This window comes from Streptomyces guryensis, from assembly GCF_021261325.1.
Taxonomy (GTDB): Bacteria; Actinomycetota; Actinomycetes; order Streptomycetales; family Streptomycetaceae; genus Streptomyces; species Streptomyces guryensis.
This window is the reverse complement of sequence record NZ_JAJSBI010000003.1, coordinates 439,761-459,765: the sequence shown is the minus strand read 5'-3', so window position 1 is coordinate 459,765 and position 20,005 is coordinate 439,761. Positions and strand designations below refer to the sequence as shown.

Sequence of the window (20,005 nt, the reverse complement as noted above, 5' to 3'; positions counted from 1 at the left end):
GGTGGCCGTAGACCATGTGCGCGTGCATGCCAGACAAGACGGCACGAGCCGCCTTTGCGCTGCCCGTTCTCACTACCTCAGCTAGGTCTGATCGCAGCGAGAAGCACACAGGGCACGCCTCAGGGTCGACCCTTCCGGGTCGAGGGGTGCGGAGATCAAGAAACAGCATGGTCACCCCCGCACAGCGAGCACGGGAACGGGCATGAGGGCAGCGACCGCGGCGGGAACGCGATCACACCAGAACGGGCGTCCAGCGCTCCGCCGTACTCAGTCCACCAACCATCCGGAGAGTCGGGACTGCTGCATGATCGGGTGACAGCGGGGTTTATGCAGCCAGAGCTGCGGGTGGGGTCATGATGGTCTCGTACTCGACGGGGGTCAATCGACCCAGGCGTCGTTGTCGCCGACGCCGGTGGTAGGTCCGCTCGATCCAGGTGACGATCGCGATCCGCAACTCCTGCCGGGCAGTCCAGGTGCGGCGGTCGAGAACGTTCTTCTGCAGCAGTGCGAAGAAGCTCTCCATCGCCGCGTTGTCGCCGGCGGCCCCGACCCGGCCCATCGAGCCGAGCAGGCCGTGCCGGGTGAGTACGGCGGCGACCTTCCGTGACCGGAATTGCGAGCCACGGTCCGAATGCACAATGCACCCGGCCACCTGGCCACGGCGGGCGACGGCGGACTCCAGCGCGGCCACCGCGAGGCGGGACTTCATCCGGGCGTCGATGGAATAGCCCACGATGCGGCCGGAGTACACGTCCTTGACCGCGCACAGATACAGCTTGCCCTCGCCGGTCGCGTGCTCGGTGATGTCGGTGAGCCACAGCCGGTTCGGGGCGGCGGCGGCGAAGTTGCGGCGCACCCGGTCGTCATGGACCGGCGGTCCGGCCTTGGCGTTCTTGCCGCGGCCCCTGCGCTTGCCGAAGACACTCCACCAGCCGTTGTCCCGGCAGATCCGCCAGGCGGTCCGCTCAGCCATCGCCTCACCGGCCGCACGGGCCTCATCGAGGAGGAAGCGGTGACCGAACTCGGGATCATCGCGGTGCGCGTCGAACAGCGCGTTGGCCCGGTATGCCTCGGCGAGTTCGGCGTCGGTGACCGGAGAGGCCAGCCACCGGTAGTAGGGCTGACGGGCCAGCCCGAGCACCCGACACGTCACCGCCACCGGCACCCTGTGAGGGGCGTCGGCGGCGGCCAGCTCGCGGACGAGCGGGTACATCATTTTGTCGGCAGGTTCGCCTGCGACAGATACGCCGCAGCCCTCCGCAGCACCTCGTTCTCCTGCTCCAGCAACCGGATCCGCTTGCGGGCCTCGCGCAGCTCGGCCGACTCACCCGACGCCGTTGCAGGCCCGGCACCGCCCTCGTCGGTGTCGGCGCGGCGCAGCCACTTCGACAACGTGATCGGGTGAACGCCGAAGTCGGCGGCAATCTGTTCCAGCGTGACGCCGGGCTCGCGATTACGCGCGACCCGCACGACGTCCTCGCGGAACTCCTTCGGATACGGCTTGGGCACTGCAACATCCTTCCAGGCCGCTTCTCAGCAAGCCAGGTCAGGTGTCACCCAACCCTGCAGCAGTCCCATATCACTCACTATCACCATCGTTCGGTACGTCCAGAAACGCCATGATGAGAAGAGGGCCGATACGTTGCGCCTCAAGGCGCATCCCGCGGACTGCATCGGCAATCTCCTTATCCGATGCGCCCTCAAACTGAATCATGATGAACTTGGTAGGGTCATCGTCCTCCATTCGGTGGACGTCAACGCCAGTAAGCATGCTTTCTCCCTTCTGTTGGTAGGGCATAACAAAGGCGCCCCAATGCCTTAACATTGGGGCGCCCTCAAGGGCTCTATTCGATTGTGAGCGCCTTTCAGCGCCTTATCTACCCACCATCGCCATAAGACGGGGTCCACCCGGAATATTGGACCCCGTTCAACTCATTGCTCGATCACGAGCCCAGCAACGGCCTGACCATCTCGGACTAGAAGCGTCAGCGGTCGAGGAACATCCTCTTCAACCAGGGAGCCCGAAGGGATCTGCCTACACTGCCCCTCATCTGGGTAGCCCCAGGCCCACTGTGGATCGTCCGAGCGCACTCGAATGTTGCCGTTCGCATCAAGCACGACGTCCCCAGGTTGCCAGGTCTCGCCAATGCTCGTGATCTTGTGTACCTGTCCCATGTCAGCCATCATGCCCCTCCCCACTGACAACGCTCATGGGAGGCTCGTATAGCCCCTCAACCTCTGTCAGAGGTCTTCCAAGCCAGTAGTACCGGAACGCCACACCATCGATCATGCGCCGTTCAATGCTGACAGCGTCAGCCGGAAGGATATCTATCTCTCCGTCCGCCAAATCGGCGGACAGAAAGACGATCCATCCAACGGAAGTGCCGTAGTCCACTTCGAGGACTTGCATGTCGTCTTCGTCTTCGATGACCCTTGTCGGGTTGTCCGCCTCTGCGGATTCTTCATACCGCGGTGCGGCCTGACAGGGCTTGTCCGCCTGTCGCTGCCATGAGGCGTAGCCGCAGTTCTCGCAGTATCGGTGTTCGCTGCCGTCGATGGCAGGCAACCACTCGTGCCCTGAGGGCACGCTAAAGTGGGACACAGCCGTTCTCCTTCTAGCCCAAGGATGATCGGTCAGGCCCCGTTTCGGTGTTGGTAGCACCGAGCGGGGCCGTTCCGCTGAGGTTGACCCTGCTGTCACCCCCTGTCAAGAGGTGTGACGCATGTCATGTATTGCGCAGGAAGACGTAGTTGGTCGGGGCGAGCCGGGGGTCTGTCGGCTCCTCCAGCTCCTTGAAGTACGTCTCAGGGCTCACGCCTAGAGCGTCGATGACGTGTGGGAGCAGCCTACGGGGCGCCTCAGGGGGCGTGAGCCCCTGCGCCTTGAGGTTGTCCATAAGGTCTCCCAGGTGGACCAGGAAGAGCCTCTGAGGCTCCCTCAGGAACATGATGCGCACTCCGTGCCGTTGCAGGAACTCCCGCCTGTCGTCAGGCTCGGAAGCCTTCCACCACTCCGCGTAGGTCTGCCCTGTGGATGTCCAGATGGTCTCAGGCTTGGGCCCATCGGACTCCGCGATGCGCTCCCGCTCCTTGGCGGCCTCCGCCATCAGGGAGCCATAGGCAATGGCGTTCAGCTTCCCTGCTTGAAGCTCTTTGGTGTACTGAGCCATCTGGCCATCGATGACAGCCAATTGAGCTTCCCTGCGGTCATCGAAGCGAGTAACCGACTCCATCACGTCCAGATGACCAATGGTCTCCGTGATGAAGGTAGTCAGTATCTCATGCATCTCTTCGGCCGGCGTAGCCTGTCGCGCGCATGCCTTAATGCCCTTGCTTTTGTTTCCCTGGCACCGATAGCGCGACTCCCGCGAACGGGTAGGGGTGTCCTTAACGTAGTACAAAGGCTGTTGGCACTTGGCGCAGAACGCCACTCCCACGAGTGGCGAAGTTGACCCCTTCTGCCTTTGGTGCTTGACCGACTGCACCTTGTGCTGAAGTCGCTCAAACTCCTCTGCTGTCAGGACAGGCACGGAACGCATGACAGGCGTTCCGTCTTCGTTACGGACAATACTTTCGTCCGCACGCTGATACTCCCCAAGAAGGGAGCGTGAGACCAGGATTGCTTGAACGGCCGTAGGAGTCCACTTGCTTCCGCGTGGCGCCTTCTTTTCGTCGGACAGCCGTGTCGTGCTCTCTCCTGCTGCCGCACGCATACGCGCAATGTCTTGCGTCGTGGGCACGCCTTCTTCGTTGAGCCAATCAGCGATAGTCGAGAATGAAGGCTTCTCAGCCGCCGTAAAGCGCCGAATCATCTCAACCAGATAGGGGCCAAACTCCGGGTCAAGCTCTAGGCCATAGCCACTATCGCCCTTGACTGCCTTGCGCCCGAATGGCACAAGGCCACCCGCCCAACGACCGCTCTTACGCATTGTCTCTCGCGATGCGCGGATACGCTCTTGGATGGTCTTCAGTTCTGCCTCAGCCAGAACTGAAAGGATTTTCGCGATGACCACACCCCATGGTTTCGACAGGTCGAAACCCTCTTCACATGAGATGAAGCCCTTGCCATGCTTCTCGCACCAGTCAATGAGATCAGACAAGTCACGGCTTGACCGTGCGATACGGTCAATCTTGAAGACGTAGAGAACGTCGAATTCGTGCGCTCGGTTGTTGATCCAGTCCCCCAATTGCGGGCGCATCCATGGCGAGATGGATGCGGATACGTCAACGTCCTCAGCGAATCCGACTAGTTCAGCTTCGTCAGCGTCAACGCGCTTCGTGATGCGCGTCTTCTGCGTCTCTGGTCCCGTCTGATGCTCATTGCCTACCGAGATGCGGACGACGCCAAGCGCTCGCAGCTTCCCCATGACTGCCCCTCCCCTGTGACCGTGCCTGGTGAGAGGGTAGCGGCGATGGTGGGAAGTCTCAACACGGTGCCGACGGTGCTGTTCCCGGATGCTCGACGCTGACCAACCCGTCGTTGGCGCAGGTGAAGCAGAAGATCGGCGCGTAGGCGCGGCGCGGTTTTGTTCGGAGGGCGGTTCCTGGGTCGGTTCAGGGGCCGCCTTCTTGTGGTTTGTCCCACACTGCGGTGTAGCGCCACAGCAGTCGGCGGCGGAAGCGGCAGCCGGGCAGGAGCTGGTGTGCCGCTTTGCGGGCTTCGCCCCAGTGCATGGCCGAGTCCTTGACGGGCATGCCGGCCGGGCCGCGTTTGCCGCCGCGCAGCCGTGCGTTGATCAGGCTGGCGGGCAGGCCGCAGCCGCTGATCACCCAGTCCAGGGCGGTGTGGTTGTACGCCATTCCGACGATCATCAGTCGGCCGCCGGGAGCGAGTAGTCGTACCAGGCCGTTCACCGCGTCCTCGAACGGTGTGTGGTGGACCACGGCGACGGCGCTGACAAAGTCGTACTTACCCTCGGGGAGGGTCTTGTCGTCGAGGTAGTCGCCCTCCTCGAACGTGACGTTCTGCGGTGTCTGCTCGCGGGCGAGCCGGATCATTTCCGGCGAGCGGTCCACGCCTGTCACCGATTCGGCTTTCTGGGCCAGTTTGCGTGCGAGCAGCCCGTCGCCGCATCCGACGTCCAGGGCCGCCCGGCAGCCGTCGGGCACGGCGTCGAGGACGACGGGGTGGTAGTGGACGTTGTGGTTCCAGTACGGGTCTGTCATCGCGGCGTCCGGCTCAGATGAAGCTCCTGGTCGGCAGGGGCTTGCCGTACCACATCTCGATCAGGCGGGCCGCGATGGAGATGCCGTAGGGGGGCAGTACCTCGCCGGCTTCGAAGGCGGCGCCGAGTTCGTCCCGGGAGAACCAGCGGGCTTCGTGGATCTCGTCGCCGTCGACGTTGATGTCGGTCGAGGTGGCGCGGGCCATGAAGCCGAGCATGAGGCTGGAGGGGAAGGGCCAGGGCTGGCTGGCGACGTACTCGACGCCGCCGACGAGGATGCCCGCCTCCTCGAAGACCTCGCGGCGTACCGACTGTTCGATGGACTCGCCCGGTTCGACGAAGCCGGCGAGCGTGGAGAAGCGGCCCTCGGGCCAGTGCACCTGGCGACCGAGCAGGATGCGGTCCTCCTCGTCGGTGACGGCCATGATCACGGCGGGGTCGGTGCGCGGGTAGTGCTCGGCGCCGCAGGCGGAGCAGCGGCGGATGTGGCCGGCGGCGGCGATGACCGTGCGCTCGCCGCAGCGGGAGCAGAAGCGGTGGGTGCGCTGCCAGTTCTCCAGGCCGACGGCGTGCACCATCAGGCCCACGTCGCGGGGTGAGAGCAGGAGGCCTGCCTCGCGCAGGCCCGCGGGGCGCGCGGACTGGTCGATACGGCCGGGCAGCGCGTCCTTCTGGAGCGCGAAGTAGCTGACGCCGTCCTCGTCGGTGCCCAGGAAGTAGCGGTGTGCCTCGGTCAGGGGAGCTTCGAAGGAGGGGGTCATGACGAGTTCGGTGCGGCCGTCGGCCGTCTCGTCGATGAGGACCTGGCCGCCGGAGACCACGAAGCAGCGGGTCGTGGGGTGGCTCCATGCCGCGGCGAGCCAGGCCTCGTCGAGGCGGTGGTGGGCGGCGCGGTCGATGCCGCTGGGGGCGGTGAGGGAGATGGGGCGGTCGGCGGTTTGGTCGGTCCAGGTGGTCACGGGTGATTCCAACTCCCCCAGTGGAACGGATTGTTTCGGCGGGTGGTTCGGTGGGACGTGGTGCGGGAGGCGAACGGATCCGGTGGGGCTGGGCCATGCGGGGCGGCCTCTTCAGTCTGCCCCGCGCGCGGTGCCGCTACGGACGGCGCGGGGGGCTCAGGGTGCATGGCGCCAGGTCTCGGCGAGGTCGCCCCACAGGTATGCGCTGGTTTCGACGCCTTTGAGGAGCAGGTCGAGTTCGATCTTCTCGTTCGGTGCGTGCCAGCCGTCGGAGGGGACGGAGATACCCAGGAAGAGGACGGGTGCCGCGAGGACTTCCTGGAGGTCGGCGGCGGGTCCGGAGCCGCCTTCGCGGGTGAAGCGCACGGGCTTGTCGAAGGCGCGGCCCATGGCGCGGGCGACGGACTGCAGGGCGGGGTGGTCCAGCGGTGTCAGGCACGGGCGCGTGGCCGCGGCGAACGTGATCTCGTGCCGGATCCCTGCGGGTACCTGTTCGGCGGTCCAGGTGCGGACGGCCTTCTCGATGTGGTCGGGGTCCTGGCCGGCGACCAGGCGGAAGGAGAGCTTCACCATGGCCGAGGACGGGATGATCGTCTTGCTGCCGGGGCCCTGGTAGCCGCCGCCGATGCCGTTGACCTCGGCGGTGGGGCGGGCCCAGATGCGCTCCAGGGTGGTGTGTCCGGCCTCGCCGTGGGCGGCGTACGACTTGGCGGTGCGCAGCCACTGCTGCTCGTCGAAGGGCAGTTCGGCGAAGAGTTCGCGCTCGCGGTCGGTGAGTTCGACGATGCCGTCGTAGAAGCCGGGGACCGCCACGTGCGCGTGCTCGTCGTGCAGGGCGGCGACGAGGCGGGCGGCGGCGGTGGCCGGGTTGGGGACGGCGCCGCCGAAGGAGCCGGAGTGGATGTCCTGGTCGGGGCCGAAGAAGTGGATCTCGCATTCGGCGAGGCCGCGCATGCCGGTGCACACAGTGGGGGTGTCCTCGGACCACATGCCGGTGTCGGAGACGATCACGGCGTCGGCGGCGAGCTGGTCCGTGTGCTGCTCGACGAGGGTGCGGAAGTGCGGGGAGCCGGACTCCTCCTCGCCCTCGATCAGCAGCTTCAGGTGGACGGCGGGGGCGGTGCGGCCGGTGGCGGCGAGGTGGGCGCGAACGCCGAGTGTGTGGAAGAACACCTGGCCCTTGTCGTCGGCCGCCCCGCGCGCGTGGAGACGGTTCTCGCGGATGACCGGCTCGAAGGGCTCGCTGTCCCAGCCGTCCTCGCGGGCGGCGGGCTGCACGTCGTGATGGCCGTAGACGAGGACGATGGGTGCCGCGGGGTCGTCGGCGGGCCACTCTGCGAAGACGGCGGGGGCGCCTGGCGTCTCCCAGACCTCTGTGGTCGTGAAGCCGGTCTCCTCGAGTTTGGCGGCGAGCCAGTCGGCGCTGCGACGCACATCGTGTGCGTGGTCGGGCTGGGCCGACACGGACGGGATGCGCAGCCACTCCGCGAGGTCGTCGAGGAAGGCGGCGCGGTGCTGCTCGATGTACGTACGGACGGCGCTGACGGCACTGTCAACGGGCTGGCTCATGGTCACGAGCCTATCGGCCCGCACCGACATCATCGTTGGGCGGTTGCTCACAGTTTGCTTCCGCGGCCGGCTCGTCGAGCAGCAGCCGCTCCAGTGCGGACCGGTCGGGCAGGCCGTCCGGTCGTACAACCTCACCAGTGCGTACGTACAGAAACGCGGCGTTGACGGACTCCAGGGGGACACCTTGCTGCTCGGCCCAGGCGAGACGGTACAGGGCGAGCTGGAGCGGGTCCGCGGTGCGCGAGCGGCTGGTCTTCCAGTCGACGATCTCGTACGTCGTCCGGTCGCCGTCGTGCTCCTTGTAGACAGCGTCGATGCGGCCCCGGACCACGCGGCCGGCGATGGCGAGCTGGAAGGGCGCTTCGACGCGGTGGGGCGTGCGGTGGGCGTACTCGGTGCGTTCGAAGGCGTCCTTGAGCGCTTCCAGGTCGCGTTCGTCGGCGACCTCGGTCTCACTGCCGGGCAGCTCCTCCGGTTCGAGCATCGGGAGGGCGAGTTCTTCGAAGCGGGCCTCGACCCAGGCGTGGAAGCGGGTGCCCCGGCGTGCGGCGGGTTGCGGAGGGCGCGGCATGGGGCGTGCGAGTTCCTGCGCGAAACCGTCCGGGTCGGCGGCCAGGCGCAGTACCTGCGAAGTGGTGAGGGACGCCGGGAGGGGGACGTCGGTGACGGCTTCCCGCGCGCGCAGGAGTTCGCCGGTGAGGGCGTCGAGGTCGCGGTCCCAGGAGGCGAGGGTGCGGGTCTCCTCCGGGGTGAGGCGGGTGTGGGCGGCGGCGCGGGGGCGCGCAGGGGCGGTGTGGGCGTGCTCGGCAGCGGATTCGGGCGGGCCGGGGTGCGCGCGTGCGTCCTGGTTCGCGTTTCCCTCCGGGGCCGCTGCCTGGTGCGGGATGGCCGGGCGGTCCGTGGACCAGGCGTCCCACTCGGCCGGGTCCTCCCCCGCGAACGGGTCCTCCTCTTCGTACGGCAGGTCTTCGTCTTCCGGCGGCGGGGGCCACTCCGGGTCGTCGTGGCTGTCCGGGTCGTGTGTGGCCGCGGGGTGGCCGTCCTCGTGGGAGGCGAGGTCCTCCAGGTGGGCGAGGACCGTTTCGGCGGCCGTCCGGCGTCGGGCCAGGGATGCCTCGTCCAGGGGCAGCGGCCAGACCTGGTCGGCTGTCGCCGTGTCCAGGGCCGGGTTCTCCTCGTCCTCGGCCGGTGCGTCCGCCCACACCTCGATCTCGCCGTATCCGGCGGCGCAGTGGTCGTGGAGGGCTTGCAGGAAGTCGGAGGGGCCGCGGGGCTTCTTCTGGGTGGGGCCCCACCAGTGCCCGGAGCCGAGGAGGAGGGAGCGGGGGCGGGTGAAGGTGACGTAGCCGAGGCGGAGTTCCTCGGTGTGCTGGTGTTCCTTCATGGCCTCCTGGAAGGCTTTGAGGCCCCGGGAGTCCCATGCTGCGACGTCGGGCAGGGTGTCGGCGTCGCCGCGCAGTTCGTGTGGCAGGACCTTGCCCTGGGCGGTCCACTTCTCGCGGCCCTGGGTGCTGGGGAAGGTGCCGGTGACCAGGCCGGGGACGGCGACGACGTCCCACTCCAGGCCTTTGGACTTGTGGGCGGTGAGGACCTTCACGGTGTTCTCGCCGCCCGGGAGGGCGTTGTCGAGGCCTTTCTCGTACTGGGCGGCGGTGCGCAGGAAGCCCAGGAAGGCGAGCAGGGTGGCCTCGCGGTCGCCGGCGGCGAAGGAGGCGGCGATGTCCAGGAAGTTGGAGAGGGTCTCGCGGCGGCGGGCGGCCAGGGCGTGCGGGGACGCGGACAGCTCGACCTCCAGGCCGGTCACGGCGAGGACGCGGTGCAGGACGTCCATGAGCGGGTCGGCCAGCGAGCGGCGCAGGTCGCGCAGTTCGGCGGCCAGGCGCGCGAACCGCACGCGTGCGTCCGGTGAGAAGGGCAGCCCGTCGTCCTCGTGTTCGGCGTCGAGCGGCAGCTCCAGGAAGGTGTCGAGGGCGTCGGCGAGCGAGGTCACCTCGGAGGGGTCGACGCCCTCGACGGCTTCGGCGAGCCGGCGGTCGCGGTCCTCGTCGTCGCCCACGCGCGCGTGGGCGACGAGGAACCGGGCGCGACGTCCCAGGAGGGCCAGGTCGCGGGGGCCGATGCGCCAGCGCGGGCCGGTCAGCAGGCGGACCAGGCAGGCGTTGGCGCCGGGGTCCTGGAGGACCTCGCAGACGGCGACCAGGTCGGCGATCTCGGGCAGGTGCAGCAGCCCGGACAGGCCGACCACCTCGACGGGGACGTCGCGGGTGACGAGTGCGCCCTGGATCTCGGCGAAGTCGGTTGCCGTACGGCACAGGACGGCGATCTCGCCGGGCGGCTTGCCGGTGTTCACCAGGTGGGCGATGGAGTCGGCGATCCAGTCGATCTCCTCGGCGTGGTTGGGCAGCAGCGCGCAGCGCACGATGCCGTCACGTTCGGCGCCGGGGGCCGGGCGGAGGGCCTCCACGCCCGCGTGCATGGCGCGCAGGGGCTCGGCGAGGCCGTTGGCGAGGTCGAGGAGGCGGCCGCCGCTGCGGCGGTTCTCACTGAGCGCCTGGCGGCCGGCGGGGCGGCCGTCGGGGTGCGCGAAGTGGGCCGGGAAGTCGTCCAGGTTGGCGACGGAGGCTCCGCGCCAGCCGTAGATCGCCTGGCAGGGGTCGCCGACGGCGGTCACCGGATGGCCGGTGCCGTCGCCGAACAGGCCTGCCAGGAGGATGCGCTGGGCGACCGAGGTGTCCTGGTACTCGTCGAGGAGGACCACACGGAACTCGTCGCGCAGGATGCGGCCCGCCTCGGGGATGCGGGCGAGCTGGGCGGACAGGGCGATCTGGTCGCCGAAGTCGAGCAGGTCGCGTTCGCGTTTGGCGGTGCGGTAGCGGGCCACCAGGTCGGCGAGTTCGCGGCGGGCGGCGGCGGCTTCGGGAACCTTGCGCAGGTCGGCGTTGGTGAGCTTGGCGCCCTCCAGGGTGCGCAGCAGCCCGGCATCGTACGTGCGCACGTCCTCGGGCCGTACGAGGTGCTCGGCGAGTTCGGCGTCGAGGGCGAGGAGGTCGCTGACGAGGTCCGCGAAGGAGCGGGTGAGCGCCGGGTAGGGGCCCGGTGCCTCGCGCAGCACGCGCGCGGCGAGCTGGTAGCGGGTGGCGTCGGCGAGTAGACGGGCGGTCGGTTCGAGGCCGATGCGCAGGCCGTGGTCGGTCAGGAGGCGGCCCGCGAAGGCGTGGTACGTCGAGATCACGGGCTCGCCCGGCGGGTTGTCCGGGTCGATGGCGTCAGGGTCGGTGACGCCTGCCTTGACGAGCGCCTTGCGGACGCGCTCGGCGAGTTCACCGGCCGCCTTGTTGGTGAAGGTGAGGCCGAGGACCTGCTCGGGTGCGACCTGCCCGGTGCCGACCAGCCACACCACGCGTGCCGCCATCACCGTCGTCTTGCCCGAGCCTGCTCCGGCCACGATCACCTGCGGGGCGGGCGGCGCGACGATGCAGGCCGTCTGCTCCGGGGTGAACGGAATCCCGAGGAGCTCCTTGAGCTGGTCGGGATCGGTGATACGGGGCGGCACGTCACAGAGGCTAGCGGCGGCCACTGACAGTGAAGGCCCAATCGGCCTCGGGGCGGGGAGAAGCGCAGGTCAGCACGTGTGGTGCGGTCGATCACATCGGGCCCGGAAGATCACCCCCGTCACTCGACCACATGTCGTCCTTCGGGCCGCGCGCTGCAGGACGCCCTGAAGGCGCAGTGGGTGCAGTGCTGGCCGGCGCTCGGGGTGAACCGTTCGTCGAGGACCTTTCCGGCGGCGTTGGCGAGCAGTTCGCCGGCCCACTCCCCCTCCAGCGGTTCCTGGGCCTGCACTTTGGGCAGGGTCTCGCCGCCGTCGCGCCGGGCGGCGCCCTGGCGCAGCTGGACCAGCTCGGCGCCGCCGGGCTCGGGACGTATGCCGTCGAAGGCCTCGTCGACGGCGCCTTCACGGACGGCGAGCTGGTAGACCGCGAGCTGCGGGTGGCGTTCCACTTCGCGCGCGGTCGGCGCCTGTTTGCCGGTCTTGAAGTCGACGACGTAGGCGCGGCCCTCGCCGTCGGCCTCGACGCGGTCCATGGAGCCGCGGATGCGGACCTCGTAGTCGCCTGCTTCGAGGGTGACGTCGAAGCCGTGCTCGCTGGCCACCGGGGTGCGGCCGGTGCGGGCGCCACTGGTGTCGACATGCCACTTCAGGAAGCGTTCGAGCGCCACGCGCGCGTTGTCCTTCTCCTGCGCCGACTTCCAGGGCGCGTCGAAGGCGAGCGCGTTCCACACGGAGTCGAGGCGCTCCATGAGGACTGCGAGGTCGGCTGGGGTGTGTCCGGAGGCGACCTCGTCCGCGAGGACGTGCACGACGTTGCCGAAGCCCTGGGCGGCCGTCGCGGGGGCGTCGGCCTTCACCTCGCGGCCCAGGAACCACTGCAGGGCGCAGGTGTTGGCGAGTTGGTCGAGGGCGCTGCCGGAGAGCACGACGGGCTGGTCGCGGTTGCGCAGCGGCACCTTGCTCTCGGTCGGCTCGTACATGCCCCACCAGCGGTAGGGATGGGCGGACGGGACGAGCGGGCGGCCGTCGTCGTCGGCTAGCGCGGCGAGCCGGGCCAGGCGGTGGGCGGCGGCCTCCCTGAGGGTGTCCGAGACGCGCGGGTCGACGGTGGTGGCGCGCAGTTCGGCGACGAGCGCGGCGACGGACAGCGGGCGGCGCGGGCGGCCCGTGACGTCCCTGGGTTCGACGCCGAGTTCGGTGAGGAAGCGGGAGGGCTGGTCACCGTCGTCCGCGGGGGCCTTCACGGCGGTGACGACGAGGCGTTCACGCGCGCGCGTGGCGGCCACGTAGAACAGGCGGCGCTCCTCCGCGAGCAGCGCGCCCGGGGTGAGCGGTTCGGCGAGTCCGTCGCGGCCGATGCGGTCGGCCTCCAGGAGGGAGCCGCGGCGGCGCAGGTCCGGCCACAGTCCCTCCTGCACGCCCGCGACGACGACCAGGTTCCACTCCAGGCCCTTGGAGCGGTGCGCGGTCATCAGGCGTACGGCGTCGGGGCGCACGGCACGCCGCGTGAGGGTGTCGGCGGCGATGTCCTCGGCGTCGATCTCCTCGAGGAAGTTGAGGGCGCCCCGGCCGCCGGTGCGCTCCTCCGCGCGCGCGGCGGTCGCGAACAGCGCGCACACGGCGTCCAGGTCGCGGTCGGCGTTGCGCCCGGCAGCGCCGCCGCGTCGCGCGGAGCGCTCCAGCCGGGCCGGCCACGGTGTGCCGTCCCACAGGTCCCACAGCGCTTCCTCGGCCGTGCCGCCGCTCGCGAGGCGTTCACGGGCCCTGCGCAGCAGTGCGCCGAGGCGCTGGGCGCCACGCGCGTACGTGGGGTCGTGCGCGACCAGGCGTTCGGGTTGGGCCAGCGCCAGCGCGAGCAGCCGGTCCGAGGGCGGTGGCAGGGGGTTGCCCGCGGCCCGTTCCTCGTCGCGCAGGGCGCGCCCGAGACGGCGCAGGTCGGCGGCGTCCATGCCGGCGAGGGGGGAGGTCAGCAGGGTCAGGGCGGTTTCGGTGTCGAGCCAGGACGCGGCGGTCTCTGGCTCTTCGGAGACGAGTCCTTGCGAAGGGGTCTCTTCGGAACCGCCCTCTTTGTGCACGGCGGCTTCGGCGGGGGGCTCGGCGCCTGGCTCGTCCGGCACGTCGGTCCGCGCCGCCTCCGCCTCGGCCACCGCCCGCAGTGCCGTCAGCAGCGGCGCCACGGCTGGTTCGTGGCGCAGCGGCAGGTCGTCACCGTCGATGTCCAGGGGCACGCCCGCCGCGGTGAGGGCTCGGCGGACCGTCGGAATCGTGCGGGATCCGGCGCGCACCAGGACGGCCATCTCACGCCAGGGGACGCCGTCCTCCAGGTGTGCCCGGCGCAGGATGTCGGCGATGTTGTCCAGTTCCGTACCGGGTGTCGGGTACGTGTACGCCTCGACGCGGCCGCCGTCCCGCACCGGGGCGAGTTCGCGGTGCGCGCGTACCTGCTGGGCCGGAAGCCGGGTGAGCGGCATGCGCTGGGTGAGCAGCCGGGTCGCGCCGAGCAGGGCGGCACCGGAGCGGCGGGACGTGCGCAGGACCTCGACGGGTGCCGGGCGGCCGTCCGCGCGCGGGAAGGCGCCCGGGAACTCGAGGATGCCGCCCACGTCCGCGCCGCGGAACGCGTAGATCGACTGGTCGGGGTCGCCGAAGGCGACGAGGGTGCGGCCACTGCCTGCGAGGGTGTGCAGCAGCCGTACCTGGGCGGCGTCCGTGTCCTGGTACTCGTCCACGAAGACGGCGTCGTAGCGCGCGGCGAGCCGCTCGGCTGCCTCGGGGCGGCGGGCGAGGAGGACCGCGCGGTGGACCAGTTCCGCGTAGTCGACGACGCCCTGCAGGTCGAGCACGTCGAGGTACTCGGCGAGGAAGGTGGCCGCGGCACGCCAGTCGGGGCGGCCGATGCGGCGGGCGAAGGCGCCCAGGGCGCCGGGCCCCAGGCCCAGTTCGCGGCTGCGGGCGAGGACCGCGCGGACCTCGTCGGCGAAGCCCCGGGTGGTCAGGCAGGCCCGCAGTTCGTCGGGCCAGCGCACGTGCGCCAGGCCGAGCCGCTCCAGGTCGACCTGGCCCGCGAGCAGTTCACGGACGGTCACGTCCTGTTCGGGGCCGGACAGCAGGCGCAGCGGCTCCACGAACAGGTCGTTGTCCTGGTGGGCGCGGACCAGGGCGTAGCAGAACGAGTGGAAGGTGGTCGCCTGGGGCGCGCGTGCCGCTCCTATGCGCAGGGCCATGCGGTCGCGCAGTTCGGCGGCCGCCCTGCGGCTGAACGTCAGCACCAGGATGCGCTCGGGGTCCCCACCACGGGCGATCCGCGCCGCCACGGACTCGACCAGCGTGGTGGTCTTGCCGGTGCCCGGACCTGCGAGGACGAGCAACGGGCCGCCCTGGTGGTCAACCACGGCGCGCTGTGGCGCGTCCAGACGAGGGGGACCCTGTCGGGTCGGCGGGGTACGCACCAGTCGGTAGGCGCCACGGCCCCCCTGCCGCACCTGGGGGTGCGGCAGGCGCCTGGTGGAGGAAGAGGAGCTCACGTGGTTCGCCGGTCCTGGTGGTTGTGCTGGTCGTCGGACCACCGCGCGTGCCGGGCGGTGATCGGGGGGTGAGGGGGACGTGTGCAGCCGACGCTACGCCGACGCAGCTTGCGGAAGCAGGGCTTCCGCTTCTTCCCTCGCGGCACTCGCACCCCGCGGGCCCCTCGCCCCACGAACGTACGCCATGCCACAAACGTGCCCCGGGTCCCCCGTACGGATCACGGGTCACACACAGGCCCGTCCGATGGCGGAAGCTTTCAGGTGTGACCCTCCGCGCGTTCGCCGCCGTCCCATCGCGCCCGCCTCATGTCGAGGCGCGGCAGGTGGCCCTCGGCGGCCCTGCTCGCCTCCTTCAGGGGGGTGCCCTCGGCGCGGTAGTGATCGAGAGCACGCAGTTCGTGCCCCGGGAGCAGGACACCGTCCGCGCGTACGACACGCCACCACGCAACGGCTCCCCCGTAGAGGGCCATCACCCGGCCGACCTGGCGAGGCCCGCCCTCCTCCAGCCACTCGGCGACGTCCCCGTATGTCATGACACGCCCGGGCGGGATCAGTTCGGCGACCTCGAGGACGCGCTCGGCGTACTCCGGCAGCGCGTCCGCGTGCTCCGGGCCGGCGTCCCGCGGAAGGCTCTCCTCGCTCATCCGGCCCATCCTGCCGCACGCCACCGACAGCGTGACGCGCTCGGGACCGTGCGTATCCCTCGCCCCCGGGCGGCGCTTCCGGCAGACTGTGCGCCCCCGCTCTTGCACCCTGATGCCCCTGTGCGTCGGTGGAGCATGCCACCATCATGCGGGCGGTGACTGGTGATACGAGATCAAGAAGAGACGATGAAGCAGCAGGGTGCGCACCCAGAGGACGCGGAGAGCACTTCTGACGCCTCGTCGCGCGCGGGCACCGGCTCCGACTCCCGCACCGGCTCCGACGGCAAGGACACCGCTTCGAAGGACGCCGGCAAGGGCGGGGACGACTTCCTGGACGAGGCGCACATCGACGAGGTCGAGGGCGACGAACCGCTGCTCCCCGCGCGCGTGCACCGTCCTTCGGATCTGATGCGCCTCCTGGTGGGCGTGCTGGGGATCATCCTGCTGCTGGCGATCGCCGCGTTCGCCCACGGCACCACCTCGGGGCTCGAACAGGACATCAACAAAGGCACCGGGCAGGCGCCCGATCTGCTCATCAAGATCGCCGGCCTGGCCTCCAGCATCGCGATCCTGCTGGTGCCGGTCGCCTTCGCGATCGAGCGGCTGATCAAGCGCGACGGGCTGCGCATCGCCGACGGTGTGCTCGCGGCCGTCCTCGCGCACGGAGTGACTCTCGCCACAGACCTGTGGGTCGCCAAGGCCGCCCCCGGCTCCATCCAGGAGGCGCTCACCCAGCCCTCCCCCGGCGACATCCACGCCCTGACCGACCCGGTGCACGGCTATCTCGCGCCGGTCATCGCGTACATGACGGCCGTCGGCATGTCGCGGCGCCCGCGCTGGCGTGCGGTGCTGTGGATCGTGCTGCTCCTCGACGCGTTCTCGATGCTGGTCACCGGCTACACGACACCGTTCTCGATCATCCTGACGGTGCTGATGGGCTGGACCGTGGCCTACGGGACGCTGTACGCGGTCGGCTCGCCCAATGTCCGCCCCACGGGACGGACCCTGATGGCGGGCCTGCGGCACGTCGGCTTCCGCCCGGTGACCGCGTCACGCGAGGAAGTGCAGGAGACCCCCGAGACCGGTGACCGCGGACGGCGCTACTTCGTCACACTCGAGGACGGCCCGCCCCTGGACGTGACGGTGGTCGACCGGGAGCAGCAGGCGCAGGGCTTCTTCTACCGCGTGTGGCGCAACCTGACGCTGCGCGGCTTCGCCACCCGCAGCAGCCTCCAGTCGCTGCGCCAGGCGCTGGAACAGGAGGCCCTGCTCGCATACGCTGCGATCGCGGCCGGCGCCAACGCTCCCAGGCTGATCGCGACCTCCGAACTCGGCCCCGACGCCGTGATGCTCGTCTACGAGCACACCGGCGGGCGCACCCTCGACACCCTCGCGGACGACGAGATCACCGACGCGCTGCTGCACGACACCTGGCACCAGGTACGCGCGCTGCAGTCCCGGCGCATCGCGCACCGCAGGCTGGTGGGCGACGCGATTCTGGTGGATCGTTCCGGCACGGTCATCCTCACCGACCTGCGCGTCGGCGAGATCGCGGCCGGCGATCTGCTGCTGCGCATGGACATCTCGCAGCTCCTGGTGACGCTCGGGCTGCGGGTGGGCGCCGAGCGCGCGGTCGCGTCGGCGGTGGGTGTGCTCGGCCCCGACGCCGTGGCCGACTGTCTGCCGATGCTGCAGCCCATCGCGCTCAGCCGCACCTCCCGCGCGACCCTGCGCAAGCTGGCCCGGGAACGGGCCCAGCGTGAGCGCGAGGCGGTCCTGGAGGCATCCCGGCAGGCCAAGCAGGCCCACCTGGAGGAAGCGCCGGACCAGCCCGGCCCCGTACTCGAAAAGCCCGACAAGAAGGCCGTACGCGCCGAGCAGCGGGCCGAGAAGAGGGCCATCGACGAGGCCATCGACGAAGCGCGCGAGGAGGATCTGCTCACCCAGATCCGGCACCAGGTGCTGCTGATCAGGCCGCAGGCTCCGGTCGAGCCGGCCCGGCTGGAGCGGGTGCGGCCGCGGACGCTGATCAGTCTGATCGCCGGTGCCATCGGCGCGTACTTCCTGCTGACGCAGCTCACCCACATCGAGTTCGGCCCTCTGGTCGCCAACGCGCAGTGGGGCTGGGTCGTCGCGGCCGTGCTGTTCTCGGCGCTGAGCTACGTCGCGGCGGCCATGGCCCTCCTGGGGTTCGTGCCGGAGCGGGTGCCGTTCCCTCGGGCCGTGGGGGCGCAGGTCGCCGGGTCGTTCGTCAAGATCGTCGCGCCGGCCGCGGTGGGCGGTGTCGCCCTCAACACGCGCTTCCTGCAGCGCGCGGGGGTGCGTCCGGGGCTCGCGGTGGCGAGCGTCGGCGCCTCGCAGCTGTTCGGGCTCGGCTGCCACATCCTGATGCTGCTGTCGTTCGGTTATCTGACCGGCACCGAGAAGACGCCGTCCCTGTCGCCGTCCCGGACCGTCATCGCGGGTCTGCTGACGGTGGCCGTGCTCGTCCTCGTCGCCACCTCGGTGCCGTTCCTGCGGAAATTCGTCGCCACGCGCGTGCGGTCGCTTTTCGCCGGTGTCGTGCCGCGCATGCTGGACGTGCTGCAGCGGCCGCAGAAGCTCGTCACCGGCATCGGCGGCATGCTGCTGCTGACCGCCTGCTTCGTGATGTGCCTGGACGCCTCGATCCGCGCCTTCGGCCAGCAAGGGACCTCGCTCAGCATCGCCAGCGTCGCCGTCGTCTTCCTCGCCGGCAACGCGCTCGGCTCCGCGGCCCCGACCCCGGGCGGCGTGGGCGCCGTGGAGGCGACCCTGACGGTCGGCCTGATCGCCGTGGGCCTCCCCAAGGAGGTTGCGGCCCCCGCCGTGCTGCTGTTCCGGCTGCTGACGCTGTGGCTGCCGGTGCTGCCGGGCTGGCTGGCCTTCAACCAGCTGTCGCGCAAGGGTGCGCTGTAGTACGAAGACCGTAGATGGCGTACCTCTTACGGCCTGTGTTCCGAGCGTCCACGCGCGCGTGCCCGCAGGATGGGAGCATGCCGAACCCTTCCCGCCCGCGCGCGGCCGCCCTGACCGCCACCATCGTGCTGCTGTCCTCCGTGCTGGGAGGCTGCAGCGGCAGCTCCAAGGCCGCCACGGGCGAGGATCTGTCGGCCCAGAAGCTGGACTGGAAGGACTGCCCGGCCCCGTCCGCCGCGGAAGGCGGCGGCGACGCCCCGTCGCCTCTGCCGAACGGCGGCCAGTGGCAGTGCGCCACCATGAAGGCGCCCCTCGACTGGGCGAAACCCAAGGGCGACACGATCGGCATCGCGCTGATCCGGGCGAAGGCGAGCGGCGACAGCAGCAAACGCATCGGCTCGCTCGTCTTCAACTTCGGCGGGCCCGGCGGCTCGGGCGTCACCACACTGCCCGCCTTCGGCCAGGACTACGCGAAGCTGCGCACCCGCTACGACCTGGTCAGCTTCGACCCGCGCGGCGTCGGCAGCAGCGCCCCCGTGAAATGCGAGAGCGACCAGCAACTCGACGCGTACTTCCAGCAGGACGCGACCCCCGACGACGCCACCGAGCGCACCGCGTACGTGGACAACACCAAGAAGTTCAACGCGGCCTGCGAGAAGAACTCCAAGCAGGTGCTGCCACATGTGCGCACCACCGACGCGGCCCGTGACATGGACCTCATGCGGCAGGTCCTCGGCGACGACAAGCTGTACTACTTCGGCATCTCGTACGGCACCGAACTCGGCGGCGTCTACGCTCACCTGTTCCCGAAGAAGGTGGGCCGCGCCGTCCTCGACGCGGTCGTGGACCCGACGCAGAACGCGGAACAGAGCTCGCTCGGACAGGCCAAGGGCTTCCAGCTCGCCCTCGACAACTTCGCCGCGGACTGCACGTCGAAGGCCACGGCGTGCCCGATCGGCGACACCGCGCAGGACGTGAAGGACCGTATCGCCAAACTGCTGAAGGACCTCGACGCACAGCCGATCTCCGGCATCATTCCCCGTCGGCTGACCCAGACCGCCGCGACCAACGGCATCGCGCAGGCCCTGTACTCCAAGGACTACTGGCAGTACCTCACCGAGGGCCTGCAGCAGGCGTACCGCGGCGACGGCAAGGTCCTCATGGCACTGTCCGACTCGCTGAACGGGCGCAGCGAGAACGGCGAGTACAGCAACATCACCGCCGCCAACATCGCCATCAACTGCGCCGACGAGAAGTCCCGTTACAGCCCCGACTACGTGCAGCGGAAACTGCCCGAGTTCCGGTCCGCCTCGCCCACGTTCGGCGACTTCCTGGCCTGGAGCATGGTCAGTTGCACCGACTGGCCCGTGGCAGGTGCCGCCGACCATCCGGACGTGAGCGCGCCGGGGGCCGCGCCGATCCTCGTCGTGGGCAACACCGGCGACCCGGCCACCCCGTACGAGGGTGCGAGGAAGATGGTGGACGCGCTGGGCAAGGGTGTCGGCGTGGAGCTGACGTACAAGGGGCAGGGGCACGGCTCCTACGACAGCAAGAACAAGTGCGTGCAGGCCGCGGTGAACGGCTATCTGCTGGACGGGAAGGTACCGGCGGCCGGAACCGTCTGCTCCTGAGTACCGCCGCAAATTCGGGGAAA

General features: G+C 69.8%; 12 protein-coding genes and 1 pseudogene. 3 read left to right on the top strand and 10 right to left on the bottom strand.

Annotated elements, in window-relative coordinates; translation table 11 throughout:
• Window positions 1-325: 325 nt before the first annotated feature.
• The 4 genes from LJ657_RS09025 to LJ657_RS09010 form a co-directional block, all read right to left on the bottom strand.
• A protein-coding gene (locus LJ657_RS09025) for an IS3 family transposase (RefSeq protein ID WP_232647869.1) occupies window positions 326-1,509 on the bottom strand; the annotation gives its coding sequence in 2 pieces (ribosomal slippage) (window positions 326-1,219 and window positions 1,222-1,509; 1,182 coding nt in all).
• Window positions 1,510-1,579: 70 nt separating this feature from the next.
• Window positions 1,580-1,744, bottom strand: a complete 165-nt coding sequence (locus LJ657_RS09020) for a hypothetical protein (protein ID WP_232647868.1) — start codon at window positions 1,742-1,744, stop codon at window positions 1,580-1,582.
• 432 nt (window positions 1,745-2,176) lie between these two features.
• Entirely contained in the window at window positions 2,177-2,566 is a 390-nt protein-coding gene (locus LJ657_RS09015; protein ID WP_232647867.1) for a hypothetical protein, read from the bottom strand.
• Window positions 2,567-2,726: 160 nt separating this feature from the next.
• On the bottom strand, window positions 2,727-4,367 hold the full coding sequence (locus LJ657_RS09010) for a recombinase family protein (RefSeq protein ID WP_232647866.1): 1,641 nt from the start codon (window positions 4,365-4,367) through the stop codon (window positions 2,727-2,729).
• Between the two features lie 51 nt (window positions 4,368-4,418).
• Here LJ657_RS09010 and LJ657_RS09005 point away from each other — a divergent pair.
• A pseudogene (locus LJ657_RS09005) lies at window positions 4,419-4,513 on the top strand (NrdH-redoxin); the annotation flags it as partial.
• Between the two features lie 41 nt (window positions 4,514-4,554).
• Here LJ657_RS09005 and LJ657_RS09000 read toward each other — a convergent pair.
• From LJ657_RS09000 to LJ657_RS08975, 6 genes are all read right to left on the bottom strand, one after another.
• A complete protein-coding gene (locus LJ657_RS09000; RefSeq protein WP_232647865.1) occupies window positions 4,555-5,166 on the bottom strand; it encodes a class I SAM-dependent methyltransferase in 612 nt (203 codons plus the stop codon).
• Window positions 5,167-5,179: 13 nt separating this feature from the next.
• Entirely contained in the window at window positions 5,180-6,124 is a 945-nt protein-coding gene (gene nudC / locus LJ657_RS08995; RefSeq protein ID WP_232647864.1) for an NAD(+) diphosphatase, read from the bottom strand.
• 156 nt (window positions 6,125-6,280) lie between these two features.
• Complete coding sequence (locus LJ657_RS08990; RefSeq protein ID WP_232647863.1) at window positions 6,281-7,693, bottom strand: dipeptidase; 1,413 nt, start codon at window positions 7,691-7,693, stop codon at window positions 6,281-6,283.
• A 10-nt stretch (window positions 7,694-7,703) separates the two neighbouring features.
• Window positions 7,704-11,246 (bottom strand): ATP-dependent helicase, encoded by a 3,543-nt coding sequence (locus LJ657_RS08985; RefSeq protein ID WP_232647862.1) that lies wholly within the window; start codon window positions 11,244-11,246, stop codon window positions 7,704-7,706.
• 119 nt (window positions 11,247-11,365) lie between these two features.
• On the bottom strand, window positions 11,366-14,770 hold the full coding sequence (locus LJ657_RS08980; protein WP_232647861.1) for an ATP-dependent helicase: 3,405 nt from the start codon (window positions 14,768-14,770) through the stop codon (window positions 11,366-11,368).
• A gap of 257 nt (window positions 14,771-15,027) precedes the next feature.
• Window positions 15,028-15,414, bottom strand: a complete 387-nt coding sequence (locus LJ657_RS08975; protein ID WP_232647860.1) for an MGMT family protein — start codon at window positions 15,412-15,414, stop codon at window positions 15,028-15,030.
• Window positions 15,415-15,600: 186 nt separating this feature from the next.
• On the opposite strand from LJ657_RS08975, the gene LJ657_RS08970 reads away from it, so the two are divergent.
• Window positions 15,601-18,351 carry a lysylphosphatidylglycerol synthase domain-containing protein gene (locus tag LJ657_RS08970; RefSeq protein ID WP_232647859.1) on the top strand — a complete coding sequence of 917 codons (2,751 nt, stop codon included), beginning with the start codon at window positions 15,601-15,603 and terminating at the stop codon, window positions 18,349-18,351.
• Window positions 18,352-18,428: 77 nt separating this feature from the next.
• On the top strand, window positions 18,429-19,982 hold the full coding sequence (locus LJ657_RS08965) for an alpha/beta hydrolase (protein WP_232647858.1): 1,554 nt from the start codon (window positions 18,429-18,431) through the stop codon (window positions 19,980-19,982).
• Window positions 19,983-20,005: the final 23 nt, after the last annotated feature.